Here is a 17,165-nt window from a genome sequence, read left to right as displayed (position 1 = left end):
TCATTACCTTATTTTGGATATTTACTATGAAATTATTTAACTTAATCACATTCACATTGGCTTTTTCAGCACTGCCAAATATCGCACTTAGCCATTATGTTGTAGAAAATCCACAAACTAGTCTAAGTGAACTTACTTTTGATCTGACACATTATTATTTACCTAGCCACGAAACTACTCATCCTAATACCTGCAAAATGAAAACAGGCGCTGGGACTCAATCATTACAATCTTGCCGATTGGTTTATGTGTTTAATTTATTAACATCATCAGGTGCTGTTGGCGCAGAAATACAAAGAGGATATGTTGATCTTCAGGGTGACGGCAGCTATGACACAGAATTATCGAATGCCACCACTCATTATAATTCACTAAGGGTGGCAGAGGCCCATGGTGTCAATCTTAATCAGCACGTGTCAATCCCTTATGCTAATATTTCAACACTCGTTGGCAGTAATGGGCGTTTTAGAGTTACAACCTCTTCAGAGGGTTTTTCATGTCTTAATAATGCCAATTGTACATTGGCTACCGGTGGAACCGGTTATACAACCAGTACTATTGATTTGGGTGCCCAAAATCTTGATGTTGCCTGTGAGGCAAGTGCATCTGGGCCTCTCAGTATTGAGAATACTTTGAGTGGCGAACATATTTACTCGTATAACAGCAATGCAACACGGTTGTCGCAAAATATTGGCGAAATTAAGTTATCGGTTAATTGTGTTAACTGGTTATCAACGGTGAAAAGTAAAACATTAAACTTTTCTATTACACCCAATACAACGATAGCGACGGGTGGGAACACTCAAGTGACTTGTGGCGCTTATCGTGATGGTAATGCAGGGACCGCTGCCGGTTATTCATTCTCTCGTCCAATTAATGTCGCAGGATTTGATGGTATTTCAGAGCAGTATGATACCGACAGTATTTATTATGGACTTTATGTTACATCACCATCGACGTCAGCTGAAACTGTTCTTGACTTAAATTGTGCATTATCGGGGCAATACACTCTTAATTAGGACATATATTCGCTGGGCGATTTTATCATTAATGATAATTTCGCCTAAACACTCATAACTTCACGAGTAAGTCACGATGAATAAAATCATTTCAGCTCTGATTATTGACCAACATCCTTTAATAAGGCATGTCGTGAGGGGACTGATAGAGTGCAAAGGTGGAAAAGTTTATGAAACTGGCGAAGAGTTAGAATCGATAAAAATGGCCAGTATTTATAAGCCGAGTATCATTGTTGTCGATTTTGTTGGATATAAAAACATTCAACTTAATCTCATCCAAAAACTCATGCTAATGTCTCCTGAGTCAAAAGTGCTTATTTATACCTCACTAACCTCAATTTATTATTTGAAAAAATGTCTTGGAATAGGTGTTCGTGGATATGTATATAAGAAGGATGATGTTATTAATCTTGATGGTGCAATTGATGCAGTAATATCGGGGTATTGCTGCTTCCCTCAAGTCGATTTGCCCACGAATGCATAATGACTATATGCATTATTTCCCAAGGTCAATGGGAGTAAGGTCTTGCCCGATGAATAAATTAGTATCCTATTCACTCTATTTCTTCTGGTTTATCTGGCTGTTCTGTTTTTTTAGCCTGATTATCGTTGAGACATTTCCGGAGTTTATGAACTACGTACACTCTATTTATCTCGGCGCTATTGTCTCGGAAGAAACTTATGATTCTCTTATTGCATTCTCATTATGGTTATCGCTGTTCTCAGCCATGACCGCCATGTTTTTTATTAATTCATTTTTCAAAAAATTAAGAGAGTTTAGATAAATAACGTCCAACTTATGTTCGCTATCAAGGAAATTAACACTATGGAAGAGAAATTTGCCATCATTCAACATCCTTGTTCTTTTACTCGTTTCAGTTTGGAGCGTATTTTAAAAAAACTCTTAATGAGTGAATCCGTCAATGTTGCTGCCAGTGTCAGCTCCCTCACAGATTGCTATGATAACTTGGTGAAGTTTCCTACTGTTAATCTAGCCATTTTGAATCTACGTGGTGAGGACTATACATCGGGTGATAGCCTAAGCTTAGTGGTTGACTGGTTACGGATACATCGCCCAAATTGTCGCGTCATTATCATCGCAGATGAGTTTTGTGTTCATCTACTCAAGCAATATTTCTTTGGGGTTGAGCAGGTTTATGCTGTTATTGCGCAAAATGCCCTGATGAGTCAATTCGTTAGCCAATTAAATCGAGTATTTTCCAGCCCGCCAGCTCTGAATAAAAAACGGCCATGCATATTATCGCGGCGAGAACGAACTGTTCTGGCGTTATTGCTGCAAGGCAAATCGAACAATGATATTGCAGATCATTTGGAATTAAGTAATAAAACGGTTAGCTATCACAAACGCAGTGCTTTGGGTAAATTGGGTATCAACACATTACAACCTATGCTAATGAATGCCGGAATTGTTTCACAGTTCTTGAGCAATACACACTCTGGACCACAAAGTACAATGGTATGATTATAATGACGTAACATTCTCATGTATTGCACTCAGGAGTTAACTTTCCTGAGTCACGCAAACTAAATAGGAGAGTGTTAAGAAATTAATCTGCGGCATGTTTTTGGTGATAAAGAAAAGTAGCTGGTGTGGCTCAGACTATAAATTTTCTTCTCTAGTTTAACGGTTCCGGACATGGAAAAACATTTTCCCTGTCCGCTAGGAACAAATGCACGGCAGCATTAGTTTGTACAAGATTATTCGATCCATTCAATATTAACGATTTTGGTCAAATTGGGCTGTACAGTGGAATGGCTCAAAATCGTTATCTTTTAAAAGCCAATTATTTCTGATTCTCGTCTGTGGATACTTAGTGTGTCTGGCGAATTGGTCAGAAAAGGGCTGCCAAGAGTCTTGATGGCTGCGGTGCTGTTTAGGCATGCCATTGAGTTTGCTGACGACTCCCTCGTTTACTCTAAACAGGCTGTAAAGATTTATTAGAATCTTTCATGCTAGAATTCGTGTAATATACGTGACCCCTAAGCATCAGGTGTAGCAGTTGCTGTGGCGCCTTATTTGCGTGCTTTCTTTGAAAAGTTTTAAAATCCAATGAGTTGATGTGCGGTAAAAAAACATAACTTATTGATGAGACGATTATACACGACGCCTGTGAAGGCGACATTAGAGGTTGCTCAATGAGCGAGAAGTCAGAAGACCAGAAATTACCAAACTCAAAGCCACAAAGCCCTAAACCACAGGGCGATAAAGTTGTGGGCGAAAAATTACAGAAAATCTTGGCTCGCGCCGGTCATGGCTCGCGTCGAGAAATCGAAACCATTATTCAACAAGGCCGCGTTAGCGTTGATGGTAAAATATCAAAGCTGGGTGATCGGGTTGAAGTGACTCAGGCCACTAAAATTCGTCTAGACGGTCATCTTCTATCTATTAAAGAATCTGAAGAGGCAGTGTGCCGTGTTCTGGCGTATTACAAGCCTGAGGGTGAACTTTGTACCCGTAATGACCCTGAAGGTCGTCCAACCGTATTTGATCGTTTGCCTAAACTGCGCGGGTCTCGTTGGGTCGCGGTCGGGCGTTTAGACGTCAACACCTCCGGGTTATTGTTGTTCACCACCGATGGTGAACTGGCTAACCGTCTGATGCATCCAAGCCGCGAAGTTGAACGTGAATATGCCGTGCGGGTGTTTGGTCAGATTGATGACGAAAAAATCAAGCAGTTGAGCCGTGGCGTGCAATTGGAAGATGGTCCTGCGGCATTCCGCACCATTAAATTCCAAGGCGGAGAAGGGCTTAACCAGTGGTATAACGTCACCTTAACCGAAGGGCGCAACCGTGAAGTTCGCCGCTTATGGGAAGCTGTCGGTGTGCAAGTTAGTCGCCTGATTCGTGTACGTTATGGTGATATCAATCTGCCAAAAGGCTTGCCACGTGGCGGCTGGACAGAGCTAGATCTGAACGCCACTAACTATCTGCGTGAATTAGTGGAGCTGGATTCTGAAACTGTAAGTAAATTGCCAGTAGAGAAAGACCGACGTCGCGTGAAAGCGAACCAAATTCGCCGTGCGGTTAAGCGTCATACTGAAGTCGCTGGTCGTCAGGTTGCAGGCCGTCAAGGTTCTGCACGTAAAGGTTCTACTCGTCAGAATGCAGGTAATGCAACGCCAGCAGCAACGACTGGGCGTCGCGGATCGAACAAACGCGGGTAATCCACTAAGTGGGAAGATATTTTCTTCTTCCCACTTCTTCTTATGCCATCAGATAATTACCAATCAATACCTTGTTGCGCTTTAATGCCAGCATCAAAAGCATGTTTGACTGGGCGTAATTCGCTGACAGTATCCGCCATTTCCAACAGATCTCGATGGCAACCACGCCCCGTAATAATGACCGTTTGATGGGCAGGGCGCTGTTTTAGTGCATTAACAACCTCCTCTAGTGGCAGATAGTCATACGCCACCATATACGTCAGCTCATCCAACACAACTAAGTCCAACGTCGGGTCTGCCAGCATACGCAATCCGTGTTGCCAAACCGCCTGGCAGGCCGCGGTATCGGTCTCTCTGTTCTGCGTATTCCAGGTAAAACCTGTCGCCATCACTTGGAACTCGACACCGTGTTGTTGCAGCAAATTTTTCTCACCGTTCGGCCATTCACCTTTAATAAATTGAATCACTCCCGCTTTCAGACCATGGCCAACTGCACGGGTTACTGTACCAAATGCAGCAGTGGTTTTACCTTTACCATTGCCGGTGAAAACAATCAAAATACCGCGAATTTCCTGTGCTGCGGCCACTCGTGATTCAACCTTTTCTTTTATTTTTTGTTGGCGCTGCTGGTGGCGTTCTTCAGACATAAACGTTCCTTTATTCGGCGGGGCCAGCTTTGCGGCCCGGTTGTGCATCGAAACTGATACCCGTCTTTCTTCGGCTATCGTCGCCCATCAGGTAAAGATATAGCGGCATAATATCAGCAGGTGTTTTTAGCTTATCGGCATTCTCGTCAGGGAAGGCATTTGCCCGCATTTGAGTCCGCGTTCCGCCGGGATTAATGCAATTAACTCGTAGATTACTGTGCTTATACTCTTCAGCCAGCACTTGCATCATGCCCTCAGTGGCAAATTTGGAGACGGCGTAAGCACCCCATTCGGCACGACCTTGACGTCCAACACTGGAGCTGGTGAAGACCAATGAAGCGCTGGGAGACTTAAGTAACAATGGTAGCAATGCTTGAGTTAGCATAAAAGTTGCATTGACATTCACTTGCATTACATCTTGCCAGACAGCAATGCTTTGCTCGGACATGGGAACTATTTCACCCAGTAAACCCGCATTGTGCAGCACTCCGTCTAAATGAGAAATTTGTGTGCTGAGGGTTTGGGCTAACTGCTGGCAATCCTGTTCGCTTGCATGCAGTAAGTCAAGCACCAGAACGATTGCAGACCTCCCGCCAGCCTCTGTAATCTGCTGTTTTACAGCGACGAGTTTACTCTCTGTACGACCGACGAGAATCAAACGAGCACCAAAACGTGCGTAAGTCAGCGCCGCTTCGCGACCAATGCCATCACCTGCACCCGTGACTAAAATAGTCCGATTATCGAGCAGGTCACCTTTAGGTTGATAATGCATAATTATTCCTCTTGCTGGCGGCGAGTATTCTATTTTTCATGCCGCGATATCTCTTACATTCTTATATTTAAGCGAAACCAATGCAATTTTTCATTTGCGCAAGACGGCGGCCGATGGGTTCGCTAGAATGCAGGTATCTCTTTAATAGCAGATGAATAAAGGCGGTATTTGTGGAGTTATTTTCTCTGTACGGACTGTTTCTCGCTAAAGTGGTAACCATTGTGGTTGCGATTGGTGCGGTAGTACTACTGATTGTCAGCCAAGGAATGAGGAAACAAGGGCAACGAGGCGAACTCAATCTAGTTGACTTGGGTGAGCAATATAAGGAAATGCAGCGTGAGATGCGTTTAGCGCGCATGAGTCCCTCGGAGCAAAAAGTCTGGAGTAAAGAATTTAAAAAGCAGCAAAAATCCGATCAAAAACTGAAGAAACAGCGCGCGAAAGCCGGTGCGGTGGCAACAGGGAAACCCTGTTTATATGTCATTGATTTCAAAGGTAGCATTGATGCGCATGAAGTCACGTCATTGCGTGAAGAGATTTCTGCTGTGTTGGCGGTTGCCACTGCGCAAGATGAAGTATTGCTGAGACTCGAAAGCCCGGGGGGGGTTGTGCATGGTTACGGCCTTGCGGCTTCGCAATTGGAGCGTTTGCGTCATAAAGGTATACGTCTGACCGTCGCGGTGGATAAAGTGGCCGCGAGCGGGGGGTATATGATGGCTTGTGTTGCGGATCGCATTATTAGCGCGCCTTTTGCCATTATTGGTTCTATCGGGGTTGTCGCACAGATACCTAACTTCCACCGCTTATTGAAAAAGAACGACATTGATGTTGAGCTGCACACCGCTGGTGAGTTTAAGAGAACCCTAACGCTGTTTGGTGAAAATACTGAGCAAGGGCGCGAGAAATTTCGCGAAGATTTGAATGAAACTCATCTGCTATTTAAGCAGTTTGTTCAACAACAACGCCCCTCTTTAGATATTGATGCTGTTGCAACCGGTGAACATTGGTTTGGTACTCAAGCAAAAGAGAAAGGGTTGGTTGATGCGATTGGTACCAGTGATGATTTACTGATTGCTGAAATGGATAACCACGAAGTTATAGGTGTGCGTTATTCGCGTCGCAAACGTCTAATGGATCGTTTTACCGGGAGCGCCGCAGAAAGTGTCGACCGCCTATTATTGCGGTGGTGGCAGCGTGGGGAAAAACCCCTGCTCTAGTCGAATAGGATTTGAGTTTTACAAGATAATAACAGGGGGAAACCCCCTGTTATTGTTGGCTCAATAGCTAAACGAGAAAGTAATAAAAGAAGAATAATCAGAATTAATCAATTAAATGATATTTAGCAGACAACACGTGTGCCAGATGTTTGAACATATTAAATACTGCGGTTGTTTTTGCTGTTGGTAAACCATCTGAATCGAGGAAGAATTCACCACGAAATACTAAGACAGAACCTTTCTGCTCAACCTCTGTTGCTTCCATACCATGCAGATAATCTTCATGCTGGCGAATAATCTCATTAGCTTCTGCCAACAATTCATTACGCGTAATCGGTGCTGTGTTTCCGAGCATTATATTCCCTCACGACAATCATATTTGTTTTCAGAACCAAGTAAATTCTTTCACTATTGTACTGCGGGTTAGCATTTGTTCGCAAACCGACTAAGGTTTATTCGAGCTATTGATGGCTTTATCATCAATATTGGATAAATTAAGATTCCGAGCTAATTAGGTTGCGTAGCGCTTTTTATCAGGTACAGTGTGGGATTTTATACTATTAGGTGGAAGGTTTTGTTGACGCCATAAGGCAGAATTCACTGCTGTTACACTGGGCGCAGGCAAAAATTTTGCGGGATCGTCAAGCATGATTCGGATGACTCTTTTGTGGCACCGATCAAAAAAACAGGTTGATCTCCTGAAAAAGTACCGCAATATAAAAAAGAGATTGCGAATGCCGCGGTACGGCAAGATAAAAACCTTCTTTTAGAAGAAATAATTTAGGTAAAGGTAATTATGGGTAAAGCTCTCGTAATAGTTGAGTCCCCGGCAAAAGCCAAAACTATTAATAAATACTTAGGGAATAACTACGTGGTTAAGTCCAGTGTCGGTCACATTCGTGATTTGCCGACCAGTGGATCTGCCAGTAAGAAGAGCGCTAACTCAACTGAAGATAAAGCCAAGAAAGCTGATAAACCCAAAACTAAAGTAAAGAAAGACGAAAAGGTTGCATTAGTTAACCGCATGGGTGTCGATCCTTATCATGGCTGGAAAGCGCAGTATGAAATTTTGCCCGGCAAAGAAAAAGTGGTTGCCGAGCTTAAAGCATTAGCTGAAAACGCTGACCATATCTATCTCGCAACCGACCTTGACCGCGAAGGAGAGGCTATTGCCTGGCATTTGCGGGAAGTGATTGGTGGTGATGATAAGCGTTTTAGTCGTGTGGTATTCAACGAAATCACTAAAAATGCTATCCAACAAGCGTTTAATCAACCTGGTGAATTGAATATCAACCGGGTTAATGCCCAACAAGCCCGTCGCTTTATGGACCGGGTTGTGGGTTATATGGTTTCTCCGCTGCTGTGGAAAAAAATTGCTCGTGGCCTGTCTGCAGGGCGTGTGCAATCCGTCGCGGTGCGCTTAGTGGTCGAACGTGAGCGGGACATTAAAGCATTCGTTCCTGAAGAGTATTGGGAACTGCATGCCGACTTGCTGGCAAAGGGTGAAGTACCGATTCAAATGGAAGTCACCCATGCTCACAATAAGCCGTTTAAACCGGTCAATCGTGAGCAGACGCACGCCGCCCTTAAATTGTTGGAAAACGCGCGCTACAAAGTGTTGGATCGTGAAGATAAACCGACCAGCAGCAAGCCCGGCGCACCTTTTATTACGTCCACCTTGCAACAGGCTGCTAGTACCCGCCTGAGTTTTGGTGTGAAGAAGACCATGATGATGGCGCAGCGCTTGTATGAAGCGGGCCATATCACCTATATGCGTACTGACTCCACCAATTTGAGTCAAGATGCGTTGACCATGGTTCGTGGTTATATCGGTGATAATTTTGGTGATAAGTATTTACCGTCTGCACCAAATCAATACAGCAGCAAAGAGAACTCACAAGAAGCGCATGAAGCTATTCGTCCTTCTGATGTGAATGTGCTGGCTGAACAATTAAAAGATATGGAAGCCGATGCCCAGAAGCTGTATCAGCTGATTTGGCGTCAGTTTGTGGCCTGTCAGATGACACCGGCCAAATATGATTCAACGACGCTGACCGTGCAGGCTGGTGACTTCCAACTGCGCGCTAAAGGTCGTACTTTGCGATTTGACGGTTGGACTAAGGTCATGCCAGCACTGCGCAAAGGCGATGAAGATCGCACCTTGCCAGTGATTGAAGTGGGCAGTGAGTTGGATTTGCAAAAGCTGATCCCAAGCCAGCACTTTACCAAGCCACCGGCACGTTACAGTGAAGCATCATTGGTGAAAGAGCTGGAAAAACGGGGTATTGGCCGTCCATCTACTTATGCGTCGATTATTTCGACCATTCAAGACCGTGGCTATGTTCGGGTTGAAAACCGCCGCTTCTATGCAGAGAAAATGGGTGAAATTGTTACTGACCGCTTGGAAGAAAACTTCCGCGAGTTGATGAATTACGATTTCACCGCGCGGATGGAAAGTGGTTTGGACCAAGTGGCCAACGATCAGGCTGAATGGAAAGCTGTGCTGGATGGATTCTTTGCTGAATTCAGCGAGCAGCTTGAAAAAGCCGAAAAAGATCCTGAAGAGGGCGGTATGCGTCCAAATCAGATGGTCATGACCAGCATTGATTGCCCAACTTGTGGTCGTCCGATGGGGATTCGTACCGCCAGTACCGGGGTGTTCCTAGGTTGCTCAGGTTATGCATTGCCACCGAAGGAGCGCTGTAAAACCACCATCAATCTGGTACCAGAAGCTGAAATTCTTAACATTTTGGAAGGTGATGATGCGGAGACCAACGCATTACGCGCCCGTCGTCGCTGCCAGAAATGTGGCACTGCAATGGACAGCTATCTGATCGATAACCAACGTAAATTGCATGTTTGTGGGAATAACCCTGCATGTGATGGTTATGAGATAGAAGAAGGTGAGTTCCGCATCAAAGGGTATGAAGGCCCTATTGTTGAGTGCGAGAAATGTGGTTCCGAAATGCACCTGAAAATGGGACGTTTTGGTAAGTACATGGGTTGTACCAATGACGAGTGCAAAAATACCCGTAAAATCTTACGCAGTGGTGAAGTTGCACCGCCAAAAGAAGATCCGGTGCCATTACCCGAATTGCCTTGTGAAAAATCTGATGCTTATTTCGTGTTGCGAGATGGTGCTGCGGGTGTGTTCTTAGCGGCCAATACTTTCCCTAAATCGCGCGAAACACGTGCACCTTTAGTTGAAGAGTTGGTTCGTTTTAAGGATCGTTTACCTGAGAAGCTACGTTATTTGGCGGATGCGCCAGTGACGGACAAGGAGGGTAACAAAACCATGGTGCGCTTTAGCCGTAAAACTAAGCAACAATATGTTTCCTCTGAAAAAGAGGGCAAAGCCACAGGTTGGTCTGCTTTCTATATCGATGGCAAATGGGTTGAAGCGAAAAAATAAGCATTTTACTGAGTGAGAGTGGTATCTCGAGAGATTAATCGCGCTCAGTCGTAAAGTTAAAATGCCGAGCCATGCCTAAGAAACCAGCCTCAATGGCTGGTTTTTTTATTGGGTTAATTTATCCAAGTGCTTTATAGTCTTGGTTAATCCGTTGATACTATCAATCATTAACGGCTGTCTGCATTTATCCAAAACACGATTATTTTTAGGCTAATACTCGATGGTCTAGGTAGCTAATAGCGCAAGTCTACAGGCAGACCCAAGTCAGAGATTTAAGCAAGGAAAGTCGTTACTATCGCTACAATGCAACGAGAGAAGGGTATATACAGTTGTTGGCGAAATGATATAGTAGTTATATAAAATATTTTTTTATCACCTTAAGTTATTATAAGGTCAATACTGACCACTTCGCATGTCGCTATAAGTTTCAGTTAATAACTTCTCGGCATACCGGGTGATACCGATATACCAAACTGTGGCGTTCCCCGCAGTGTTTAACCTAGGATGGTATAGATATGAAATTGCAACAGCTCCGTTATATTGTTGAGGTGGTTAATCATAACCTTAACGTATCATCTACCGCAGAGGGTCTGTACACCTCACAACCTGGGATAAGTAAACAGGTCAGAATGCTGGAAGATGAGCTTGGCATCCAGATTTTTGCCCGCAGTGGTAAACATCTCACACAAGTCACTCCCGCAGGGCTGGAAATAATCCGTATTGCTCGTGAAGTGCTGTCAAAAGTGGATGCCATCAAAGCGGTTGCTGGTGAACATACCTATCCAGATAAAGGGTCTTTGTATGTAGCCACGACTCATACTCAGGCACGCTATGCATTGCCTAATGTGATTAAAGGCTTTATCGAACGTTATCCGCGCGTGTCCTTGCATATGCATCAAGGGTCACCCACACAAATTGCTGAGGCAGTTTCCAAGGGGAGTGCTGACTTTGCTATTGCAACTGAAGCACTTCATTTGTACGACGACCTGATCATGTTGCCGTGCTATCACTGGAATCGCGCGGTGGTTGTTAAGCCTGATCATCCATTAGCTGGCAAGACTCATGTCAGCATTGAAGAGCTGGCAGCCTATCCAATAGTAACCTACACCTTTGGTTTTACCGGCCGCTCAGAGTTGGATACCGCATTTAATCGCGCAGGGTTGACTCCACGAATTGTTTTCACCGCCACCGATGCGGATGTGATTAAAACCTATGTGAGATTAGGGCTGGGGGTGGGTGTTATCGCCAGTATGGCGGTTGACCCAGTTCAAGACCCTGATTTAGTGACGGTTGATGCGCGCGATATCTTTACTTACAGTACCACCAAAATTGGTTTCCGCCGCAGTACCTTCCTGCGTAGTTATATGTATGATTTTATCCTGCGTTTTGCCCCGCATTTGACGCGTGATGTGGTGGATAAAGCGGTTGCTTTGCGTTCGAATGAAGATATTGAGGCGATGTTCAAAGACATAAAATTGCCGACGAAATAATTGTTCTTGTAGCGTAAAGATAAAGCCCCAAGTTAATGGGGCTTTTTGCATTGCTAACGTTTCTTATTGGCTTGTGCCAGTACTGAGCCGGCCAGCGTTTTGGTTTGTTCACTGTATTTAGAATTTGCCAGAACTTGTGATGCGACATCCTCCATATGTGCGCCTGTTTGATTATTCGTGCTAGATTGAGATGGGGCCGATCCTGCAAGACTTTTTTCGATGGCGGAAGCATTAGGATCTTTCAGTATTTTCGCCGCTTGCGAAGCAACTGATTGGGAGGTTTTCTTGGTATTCTTATTCGTCATAATTTCCATTTCATCCTGTTTATAGGGTATTCCACGTAGTGCACTATCTATTTAACAATGTTACATATTAATTAAGTTGTATGTACAAGGGGGTTCCTTTGTCTATCGTGGTAGGGAATAGTAGACACAATAGAATATGTATATGCTAATGAAATTTAATTAATTCACCTGATTTTATATTTTTATTATATTTTTGTTCGTATATTTTCAATTTTTATAAAAGGACAGTAAATGTTTTCAGTGAGTAATCCTTCTAATACTAATACCAGTTGTCCTCTATTGCTCCCTGAATTACCCTTTCCAGAAAAACAACATTTAAATTATCTACGTAGCATGCCAAATAGCGATGACGTATCAGTTCCAGTCAGTGAGATTAGTGATGCTCTGAATGAGTTAACATCGATATATAGTGAGGATTTTTTACAAAACGTAACTCAATTAGATATCCATGATGAAATCAAAAATTTCAACCAACTTTCTGCCTATAGAAAAGTAAACTTCATCGATTGGTTTGCTTTTAGAGATTTTAAGGAGGATGGCTATGTGAGGATAAATAATTTTTTAAGAGAGTCTCAAGGTGAGCAACAAAACGTACGATCGAATGTATTTCAGATGAAACTATCGCTCATGCATCTAACAATGTTGCAGGCCATGCAACCTACAGTTCAACAGACATTGTTCAGAGGGGAGGTTAGGTCCCTTTTTAGCACCAGTAACTGGACGGAAGGATCTATATTTAGTACTAAATCATTCATGAGTTCATCCCAAGACGAAGATGTAGCATGGAGTTTTTGTGGTGATAAAACCACTTTGGATAATGATTCTATAAATGTCTTATTTGAAATATATAATGACAATCCCTATTCAGGTGCAGACATTTCAAGTGTGCTGCGTGATGGGGAAGATGAATTTTTATTTCTTCCTGAGACTGATTTTATAATAACAGACAGAACTTATGATGCAGAAGAGAAAACACTAAAAATAGAAATGTCAACATGTTATACCGGAGAACACATCTTTAGTTCAAATCTTCAGGCGTTGGTGTTCCTTGCATGGGAAAGCTAAGTATGGGTACTGAGAAGGCAACCTACTTACTATGATTTATGTTAAATAGAATGGTGGCTTATCAATTATTTTTGTATATCTGATTTTCTATAAAGAACTATTAAGTTGAAATTTAAAAGATAATTTAAAAAATATAATGTATTTTCATATAAGTATTCAACATTTTCACAATGAAAGTAAACAAGGATAATCTATGGATAAAATATCTTACTCTTTATCAAAAATAGGGCTGAGTAACACATTTCAGGCATTAGAGAACAGAGGCGCTATTCCTGAAAAAGCTCAATTCTATATTTGTGGGAATAATGAAAATAGTATTAACAGTGCGAGTGAAGCTTTAGATGGGTTAGTTTTGGGGGGCTGGCTAAGTTCTCCAGACAATGAAGCTGAAAGTGAACGAAGGGTTCGTGTATTGACTTTAATGAGTAAGTTTTCAATGGCAGAATTTGCGCTTGCACATAGTGATAAAATGTATCCATACTTGCATCATAATAGTCATATTCTAATGGAATTTGATAGTGATAGTGATAGTGATTCCGAACTTACAATGAATTATTCAGTTAATTATACTGATGGGAAGTGTGGTTTATTTACATTACATTGCCAAATGCTCTTGGGTAAGGACTTTCAGTTAGATGAAAACAAAACTAATATTTATTTTGAGTTTGAACCACAATGCCCCACAGAGTTACAACAAAGTCTTGATTTCAGAACAATAACTAGCAAGGTTTTAGATTGGCTGAAGAGTATATTCTTCCCTGATTCTTATGACCGAGAGAATACTGCTCCCTTTATTAGAAAACACGAGATGGCGCTTCCAACAATTAGTTTAGACATATTTAATGAACTTGAGACATTACTAAAGTCGAATATGCCGGATGAGAACCAAATAACCAATATACCGGATGTTGCAGGATCATTGGAGGATGAGGAGAAAATATCAGATTATAAAACTAACCCAGTCTATTATACACTTTCAGCAGGAATTGAGAGCGAAGATGCAATAAATAATAGAGAAGAGGAGTTTATAGACGATAATGAAATGCAGTGGGATTATGGCTATCTGAATTCCCTACCTTTTGTGGTACCTCATTAGCCGTTTAAAATTAATATATTGGTGCTGCTAGCATTAAGGATCCATTATCGTTAAAACCTATCGCTGCCAGTAATCGCCATTGTTGCCAAAATGTTAATGTTTCTTTGTGTTATATTTAATCTAGACCTCATAATTTCAAGGGAATAGCCTTGTTGAGATGAATGATGTTTAGAACACTTATAAGAAACAATGGAGGCGCTATGTCGTTGGATCTGCGTAAAACGAGTATGGCCAAGTTGGTCGCCCTTAACCACGAGTATCACTATTACAGTCTACCGCAACTGGCGGCAGCACTGGGTGATATTGACCGACTTCCGAAATCACTGAAAGTGTTGTTGGAAAACCTGTTGCGCCATCTGGATGGTGAGCAGGTCCAAGAGGAAGACCTCAAAGCGATTATTGATTGGCAACAAACCGGTCATGCCGATAAAGAGATTGCTTATCGTCCGGCGCGGGTTCTCATGCAGGACTTTACCGGTGTACCCGCCGTCGTCGATTTAGCCGCTATGCGAGAAGCGGTTAAGCGTTTGGGCGGCGATGTTGCTCAGGTTAACCCATTATCTCCTGTTGACTTGGTTATCGACCACTCGGTGACGGTTGACGAGTTTGGCGATAAAGCCGCCTTTGGCGAAAACGTTCGCTTAGAAATGGAACGTAACCACGAACGCTATATCTTTTTACGCTGGGGGCAAAAAGCGTTCAGCCGATTCCGTGTCGTACCGCCGGGGACCGGAATTTGTCATCAGGTTAACCTTGAGTATTTAGGGCAGACCGTCTGGCATGAACAGCAGGGCGGCAAACAGGTTGCGTATCCAGATACTTTGGTGGGCACTGACTCTCATACCACGATGATTAATGGTCTGGGGATTTTAGGCTGGGGGGTCGGAGGGATTGAAGCAGAGGCGGCAATGCTGGGCCAGCCAGTCTCGATGCTGATTCCTGATGTGGTCGGATTCAAGATGACGGGCAAAATGCGTGAAGGGATCACCGCCACTGATTTAGTATTAACGGTTACACAAATGCTGAGAAAGCACGGTGTGGTAGGTAAGTTTGTTGAGTTTTACGGCGATGGTTTGGCTGATTTACCATTGGCAGATCGTGCCACTATCGCCAACATGTCACCAGAATATGGTGCCACCTGTGGGTTCTTCCCAGTGGACGATGTCACATTAGGCTACCTGCGCTTAAGTGGCCGCAGTGATGAACAGATAGCGTTAGTCGAGGCCTACAGTAAAGCACAGGGTCTATGGCGTTATCCGGGGGATGAACCTGTGTTTACCAGCCAGTTATCATTGGATCTGGGTGCAGTAGAAGCCAGTTTGGCCGGGCCGAAACGGCCACAAGACCGGGTTGCATTGCCCAAAGTCCCGCTCGCGTTTAATGCTTTTGAAGAGCTGGAAGTGAACAGCAAGAAAGATAAAGTAAGCCATGTTTCTTTCTCACTTGAGGGGCAAACTCATGAGCTAGAGCAAGGGGCGGTGGTCATCGCCGCTATCACCTCATGCACTAATACCTCAAATCCAAGTGTGCTGATGGCGGCGGGCTTGCTTGCCAAAAAAGCGTCAGAAAAGGGGCTTAAAACTAAACCTTGGGTTAAAACCTCGCTGGCTCCCGGTTCTAAAGTCGTGACTGAATATCTCAACTCTGCGGGGCTAACGCCTTATCTTGACCATCTGGGTTTTAATTTGGTTGGCTATGGCTGTACTACTTGTATAGGTAACTCTGGCCCATTACCGGACCCAATAGAAAAAGCCATTAAAGCCGGGGATTTAACCGTGGGCGCGGTGCTGTCCGGCAACCGTAACTTTGAAGGGCGAATCCATCCTTTGGTTAAAACGAACTGGCTGGCGTCACCTCCGCTGGTCGTGGCTTACGCCTTGGCTGGGAATATGAATATCAACCTAGCCCAAGATGCACTAGGTCATGATCCTGAGGGTAATCCTGTTTATCTGAAAGATATTTGGCCAACTGGGATTGAAATCGCTAAAGCGGTTGAAGAGGTTAAAACAGAGATGTTCCGCAAAGAGTATGCGGCAGTATTTGACGGTGATGAAGATTGGCAGGCGATTGAGGTTGTTAGTACACCAACCTATGACTGGCAAAATGACTCCACTTATATTCGTTTACCTCCTTTCTTCAGTGATATGAAAGCGTTACCGGAGCCTGTTCAAGATATTCATAATGCGCGTATTTTAGCCATTTTGGCTGACTCAGTGACGACGGACCATATTTCTCCTGCGGGTAATATCAAGCTAGACAGCCCGGCCGGTCGTTATTTGCGAGATCGTGGAGTAGAGATCAAAGAGTTCAACTCCTATGGTTCCCGCCGTGGCAACCATGAAGTAATGATGCGTGGGACTTTTGCCAATATTCGTATTCGCAACGAAATGGTGCCCGGTGTTGAAGGAGGGATAACTCGCCATATTCCATCGCAAAATGAAATGTCGATTTACGATGCGGCGATGCGCTACCAACAGGAACAGGTGCCATTGGCGGTGATTGCGGGGAAGGAGTATGGTTCAGGGTCCAGTCGCGACTGGGCGGCCAAAGGGCCGAGATTGCTGGGTGTTAGGGTCGTGATTGCTGAGTCATTCGAACGTATTCACCGATCAAATTTAATCGGTATGGGAATTTTACCACTTGAGTTTCCGCAAGGTGTTAACCGCAAAACCTTAGGCCTCACCGGAGATGAGTCCATCAGCGTCAGCGGGTTACAAAATCTGGCTCCGGGGCAAACTGTTGCGGTGACATTCACCTATGCTGATGGCCGTCAACAGACGGTCAATACGCGTTGCCGTATCGATACGGGGAATGAATTGGTCTATTTTGAGAATGGTGGCATTTTGCATTACGTTATCCGCAAAATGTTGTGATGCGTTGTGTGTCGGAGTGACAGTGTCACTATTTGACGACGTAACTCAATGCCAAATAAGCCAAAGGGTGGTCACAAGACCAC

The 17,165-nt window shown here is 43.8% G+C and carries 14 protein-coding genes; 10 read left to right on the top strand and 4 right to left on the bottom strand.

Annotated elements, in window-relative coordinates; translation table 11 throughout:
• Positions 1–26 precede the first annotated feature (26 nt).
• The 4 genes from ACIOG0_RS11610 (at position 27) to rluB (ending at position 4,205) form a co-directional block, all read left to right on the top strand.
• The gene (locus tag ACIOG0_RS11610; RefSeq protein WP_128451534.1) at positions 27–1,019 is read left to right on the top strand and encodes a heme utilization protein; all 993 of its coding nucleotides are present in this window, start codon (positions 27–29) and stop codon (positions 1,017–1,019) included.
• A gap of 76 nt (positions 1,020–1,095) precedes the next feature.
• Complete coding sequence (locus ACIOG0_RS11605; protein ID WP_072086744.1) at positions 1,096–1,503, top strand: response regulator; 408 nt, start codon at positions 1,096–1,098, stop codon at positions 1,501–1,503.
• Positions 1,504–1,845: 342 nt separating this feature from the next.
• On the top strand, positions 1,846–2,502 hold the full coding sequence (locus ACIOG0_RS11600; RefSeq protein WP_050101317.1) for a LuxR C-terminal-related transcriptional regulator: 657 nt from the start codon (positions 1,846–1,848) through the stop codon (positions 2,500–2,502).
• 674 nt (positions 2,503–3,176) lie between these two features.
• Positions 3,177–4,205 carry a 23S rRNA pseudouridine(2605) synthase RluB gene (rluB, locus tag ACIOG0_RS11595; protein WP_050101316.1) on the top strand — a complete coding sequence of 343 codons (1,029 nt, stop codon included), beginning with the start codon at positions 3,177–3,179 and terminating at the stop codon, positions 4,203–4,205.
• 56 nt (positions 4,206–4,261) lie between these two features.
• On the opposite strand, the gene cobO is transcribed toward rluB, so the two are convergent.
• Both cobO and ACIOG0_RS11585 read right to left on the bottom strand, forming a co-directional pair.
• Positions 4,262–4,852, bottom strand: a complete 591-nt coding sequence (gene cobO / locus ACIOG0_RS11590) for a cob(I)yrinic acid a,c-diamide adenosyltransferase (protein ID WP_050101315.1) — start codon at positions 4,850–4,852, stop codon at positions 4,262–4,264.
• A 10-nt stretch (positions 4,853–4,862) separates the two neighbouring features.
• A complete protein-coding gene (locus ACIOG0_RS11585; RefSeq protein WP_050140605.1) occupies positions 4,863–5,624 on the bottom strand; it encodes a YciK family oxidoreductase in 762 nt (253 codons plus the stop codon).
• A gap of 170 nt (positions 5,625–5,794) precedes the next feature.
• Here ACIOG0_RS11585 and sohB point away from each other — a divergent pair, with 170 nt between their 5' ends.
• Positions 5,795–6,841 (top strand): protease SohB, encoded by a 1,047-nt coding sequence (gene sohB / locus ACIOG0_RS11580; RefSeq protein WP_050101313.1) that lies wholly within the window; start codon positions 5,795–5,797, stop codon positions 6,839–6,841.
• Between the two features lie 103 nt (positions 6,842–6,944).
• Here the strand turns inward: sohB and ACIOG0_RS11575 are convergent, their stop codons facing one another.
• Entirely contained in the window at positions 6,945–7,196 is a 252-nt protein-coding gene (locus ACIOG0_RS11575; protein WP_050101312.1) for a YciN family protein, read from the bottom strand.
• A 441-nt stretch (positions 7,197–7,637) separates the two neighbouring features.
• Between ACIOG0_RS11575 and topA the strand changes: the two genes are divergently transcribed.
• Both topA and cysB read left to right on the top strand, forming a co-directional pair.
• On the top strand, positions 7,638–10,253 hold the full coding sequence (gene topA, locus ACIOG0_RS11570; protein WP_050101311.1) for a type I DNA topoisomerase: 2,616 nt from the start codon (positions 7,638–7,640) through the stop codon (positions 10,251–10,253).
• A 515-nt stretch (positions 10,254–10,768) separates the two neighbouring features.
• Positions 10,769–11,743, top strand: a complete 975-nt coding sequence (gene cysB / locus ACIOG0_RS11565; RefSeq protein WP_050101310.1) for an HTH-type transcriptional regulator CysB — start codon at positions 10,769–10,771, stop codon at positions 11,741–11,743.
• Positions 11,744–11,796: 53 nt separating this feature from the next.
• Here the strand turns inward: cysB and ACIOG0_RS11560 are convergent, their stop codons facing one another.
• Complete coding sequence (locus ACIOG0_RS11560; protein WP_404704841.1) at positions 11,797–12,048, bottom strand: hypothetical protein; 252 nt, start codon at positions 12,046–12,048, stop codon at positions 11,797–11,799.
• 231 nt (positions 12,049–12,279) lie between these two features.
• On the opposite strand from ACIOG0_RS11560, the gene ACIOG0_RS11555 reads away from it, so the two are divergent.
• From ACIOG0_RS11555 to acnA, 3 genes are all read left to right on the top strand, one after another.
• Positions 12,280–13,113 (top strand): ADP-ribosyltransferase, encoded by an 834-nt coding sequence (locus tag ACIOG0_RS11555; protein ID WP_050140607.1) that lies wholly within the window; start codon positions 12,280–12,282, stop codon positions 13,111–13,113.
• 193 nt (positions 13,114–13,306) lie between these two features.
• Positions 13,307–14,209, top strand: coding sequence for a hypothetical protein (locus tag ACIOG0_RS11550; protein WP_128451536.1), 903 nt, complete (start codon positions 13,307–13,309; stop codon positions 14,207–14,209).
• 200 nt (positions 14,210–14,409) lie between these two features.
• Positions 14,410–17,082 carry an aconitate hydratase AcnA gene (gene acnA, locus ACIOG0_RS11545; protein ID WP_128451537.1) on the top strand — a complete coding sequence of 891 codons (2,673 nt, stop codon included), beginning with the start codon at positions 14,410–14,412 and terminating at the stop codon, positions 17,080–17,082.
• Positions 17,083–17,165: the final 83 nt, after the last annotated feature.

The organism is Yersinia vastinensis, from assembly GCF_044905075.1.
Lineage (GTDB): Bacteria > Pseudomonadota > Gammaproteobacteria > Enterobacterales > Enterobacteriaceae > Yersinia > Yersinia vastinensis.
This window is presented reverse-complemented; position numbering and strand designations above follow the sequence as displayed.

Bases quoted from the DNA above. Each gene is read 5' to 3' on its own strand.
- cobO (WP_050101315.1), bottom strand. From the start codon at position 4,852: ATGTCTGAAGAACGCCACCAGCAGCGCCAACAAAAAATAAAAGAAAAG.
- ACIOG0_RS11585 (WP_050140605.1), bottom strand. From the start codon at position 5,624: ATGCATTATCAACCTAAAGGTGACCTGCTCGATAATCGGACTATTTTA.
- ACIOG0_RS11550 (WP_128451536.1), top strand. From the start codon at position 13,307: ATGGATAAAATATCTTACTCTTTATCAAAAATAGGGCTGAGTAACACA.
- acnA (WP_128451537.1), top strand. From the start codon at position 14,410: ATGTCGTTGGATCTGCGTAAAACGAGTATGGCCAAGTTGGTCGCCCTT.
- ACIOG0_RS11575 (WP_050101312.1), bottom strand. From the start codon at position 7,196: ATGCTCGGAAACACAGCACCGATTACGCGTAATGAATTGTTGGCAGAA.
- rluB (WP_050101316.1), top strand. From the start codon at position 3,177: ATGAGCGAGAAGTCAGAAGACCAGAAATTACCAAACTCAAAGCCACAA.
- ACIOG0_RS11610 (WP_128451534.1), top strand. From the start codon at position 27: ATGAAATTATTTAACTTAATCACATTCACATTGGCTTTTTCAGCACTG.
- topA (WP_050101311.1), top strand. From the start codon at position 7,638: ATGGGTAAAGCTCTCGTAATAGTTGAGTCCCCGGCAAAAGCCAAAACT.
- cysB (WP_050101310.1), top strand. From the start codon at position 10,769: ATGAAATTGCAACAGCTCCGTTATATTGTTGAGGTGGTTAATCATAAC.
- ACIOG0_RS11605 (WP_072086744.1), top strand. From the start codon at position 1,096: ATGAATAAAATCATTTCAGCTCTGATTATTGACCAACATCCTTTAATA.
- ACIOG0_RS11600 (WP_050101317.1), top strand. From the start codon at position 1,846: ATGGAAGAGAAATTTGCCATCATTCAACATCCTTGTTCTTTTACTCGT.
- ACIOG0_RS11560 (WP_404704841.1), bottom strand. From the start codon at position 12,048: ATGACGAATAAGAATACCAAGAAAACCTCCCAATCAGTTGCTTCGCAA.
- ACIOG0_RS11555 (WP_050140607.1), top strand. From the start codon at position 12,280: ATGTTTTCAGTGAGTAATCCTTCTAATACTAATACCAGTTGTCCTCTA.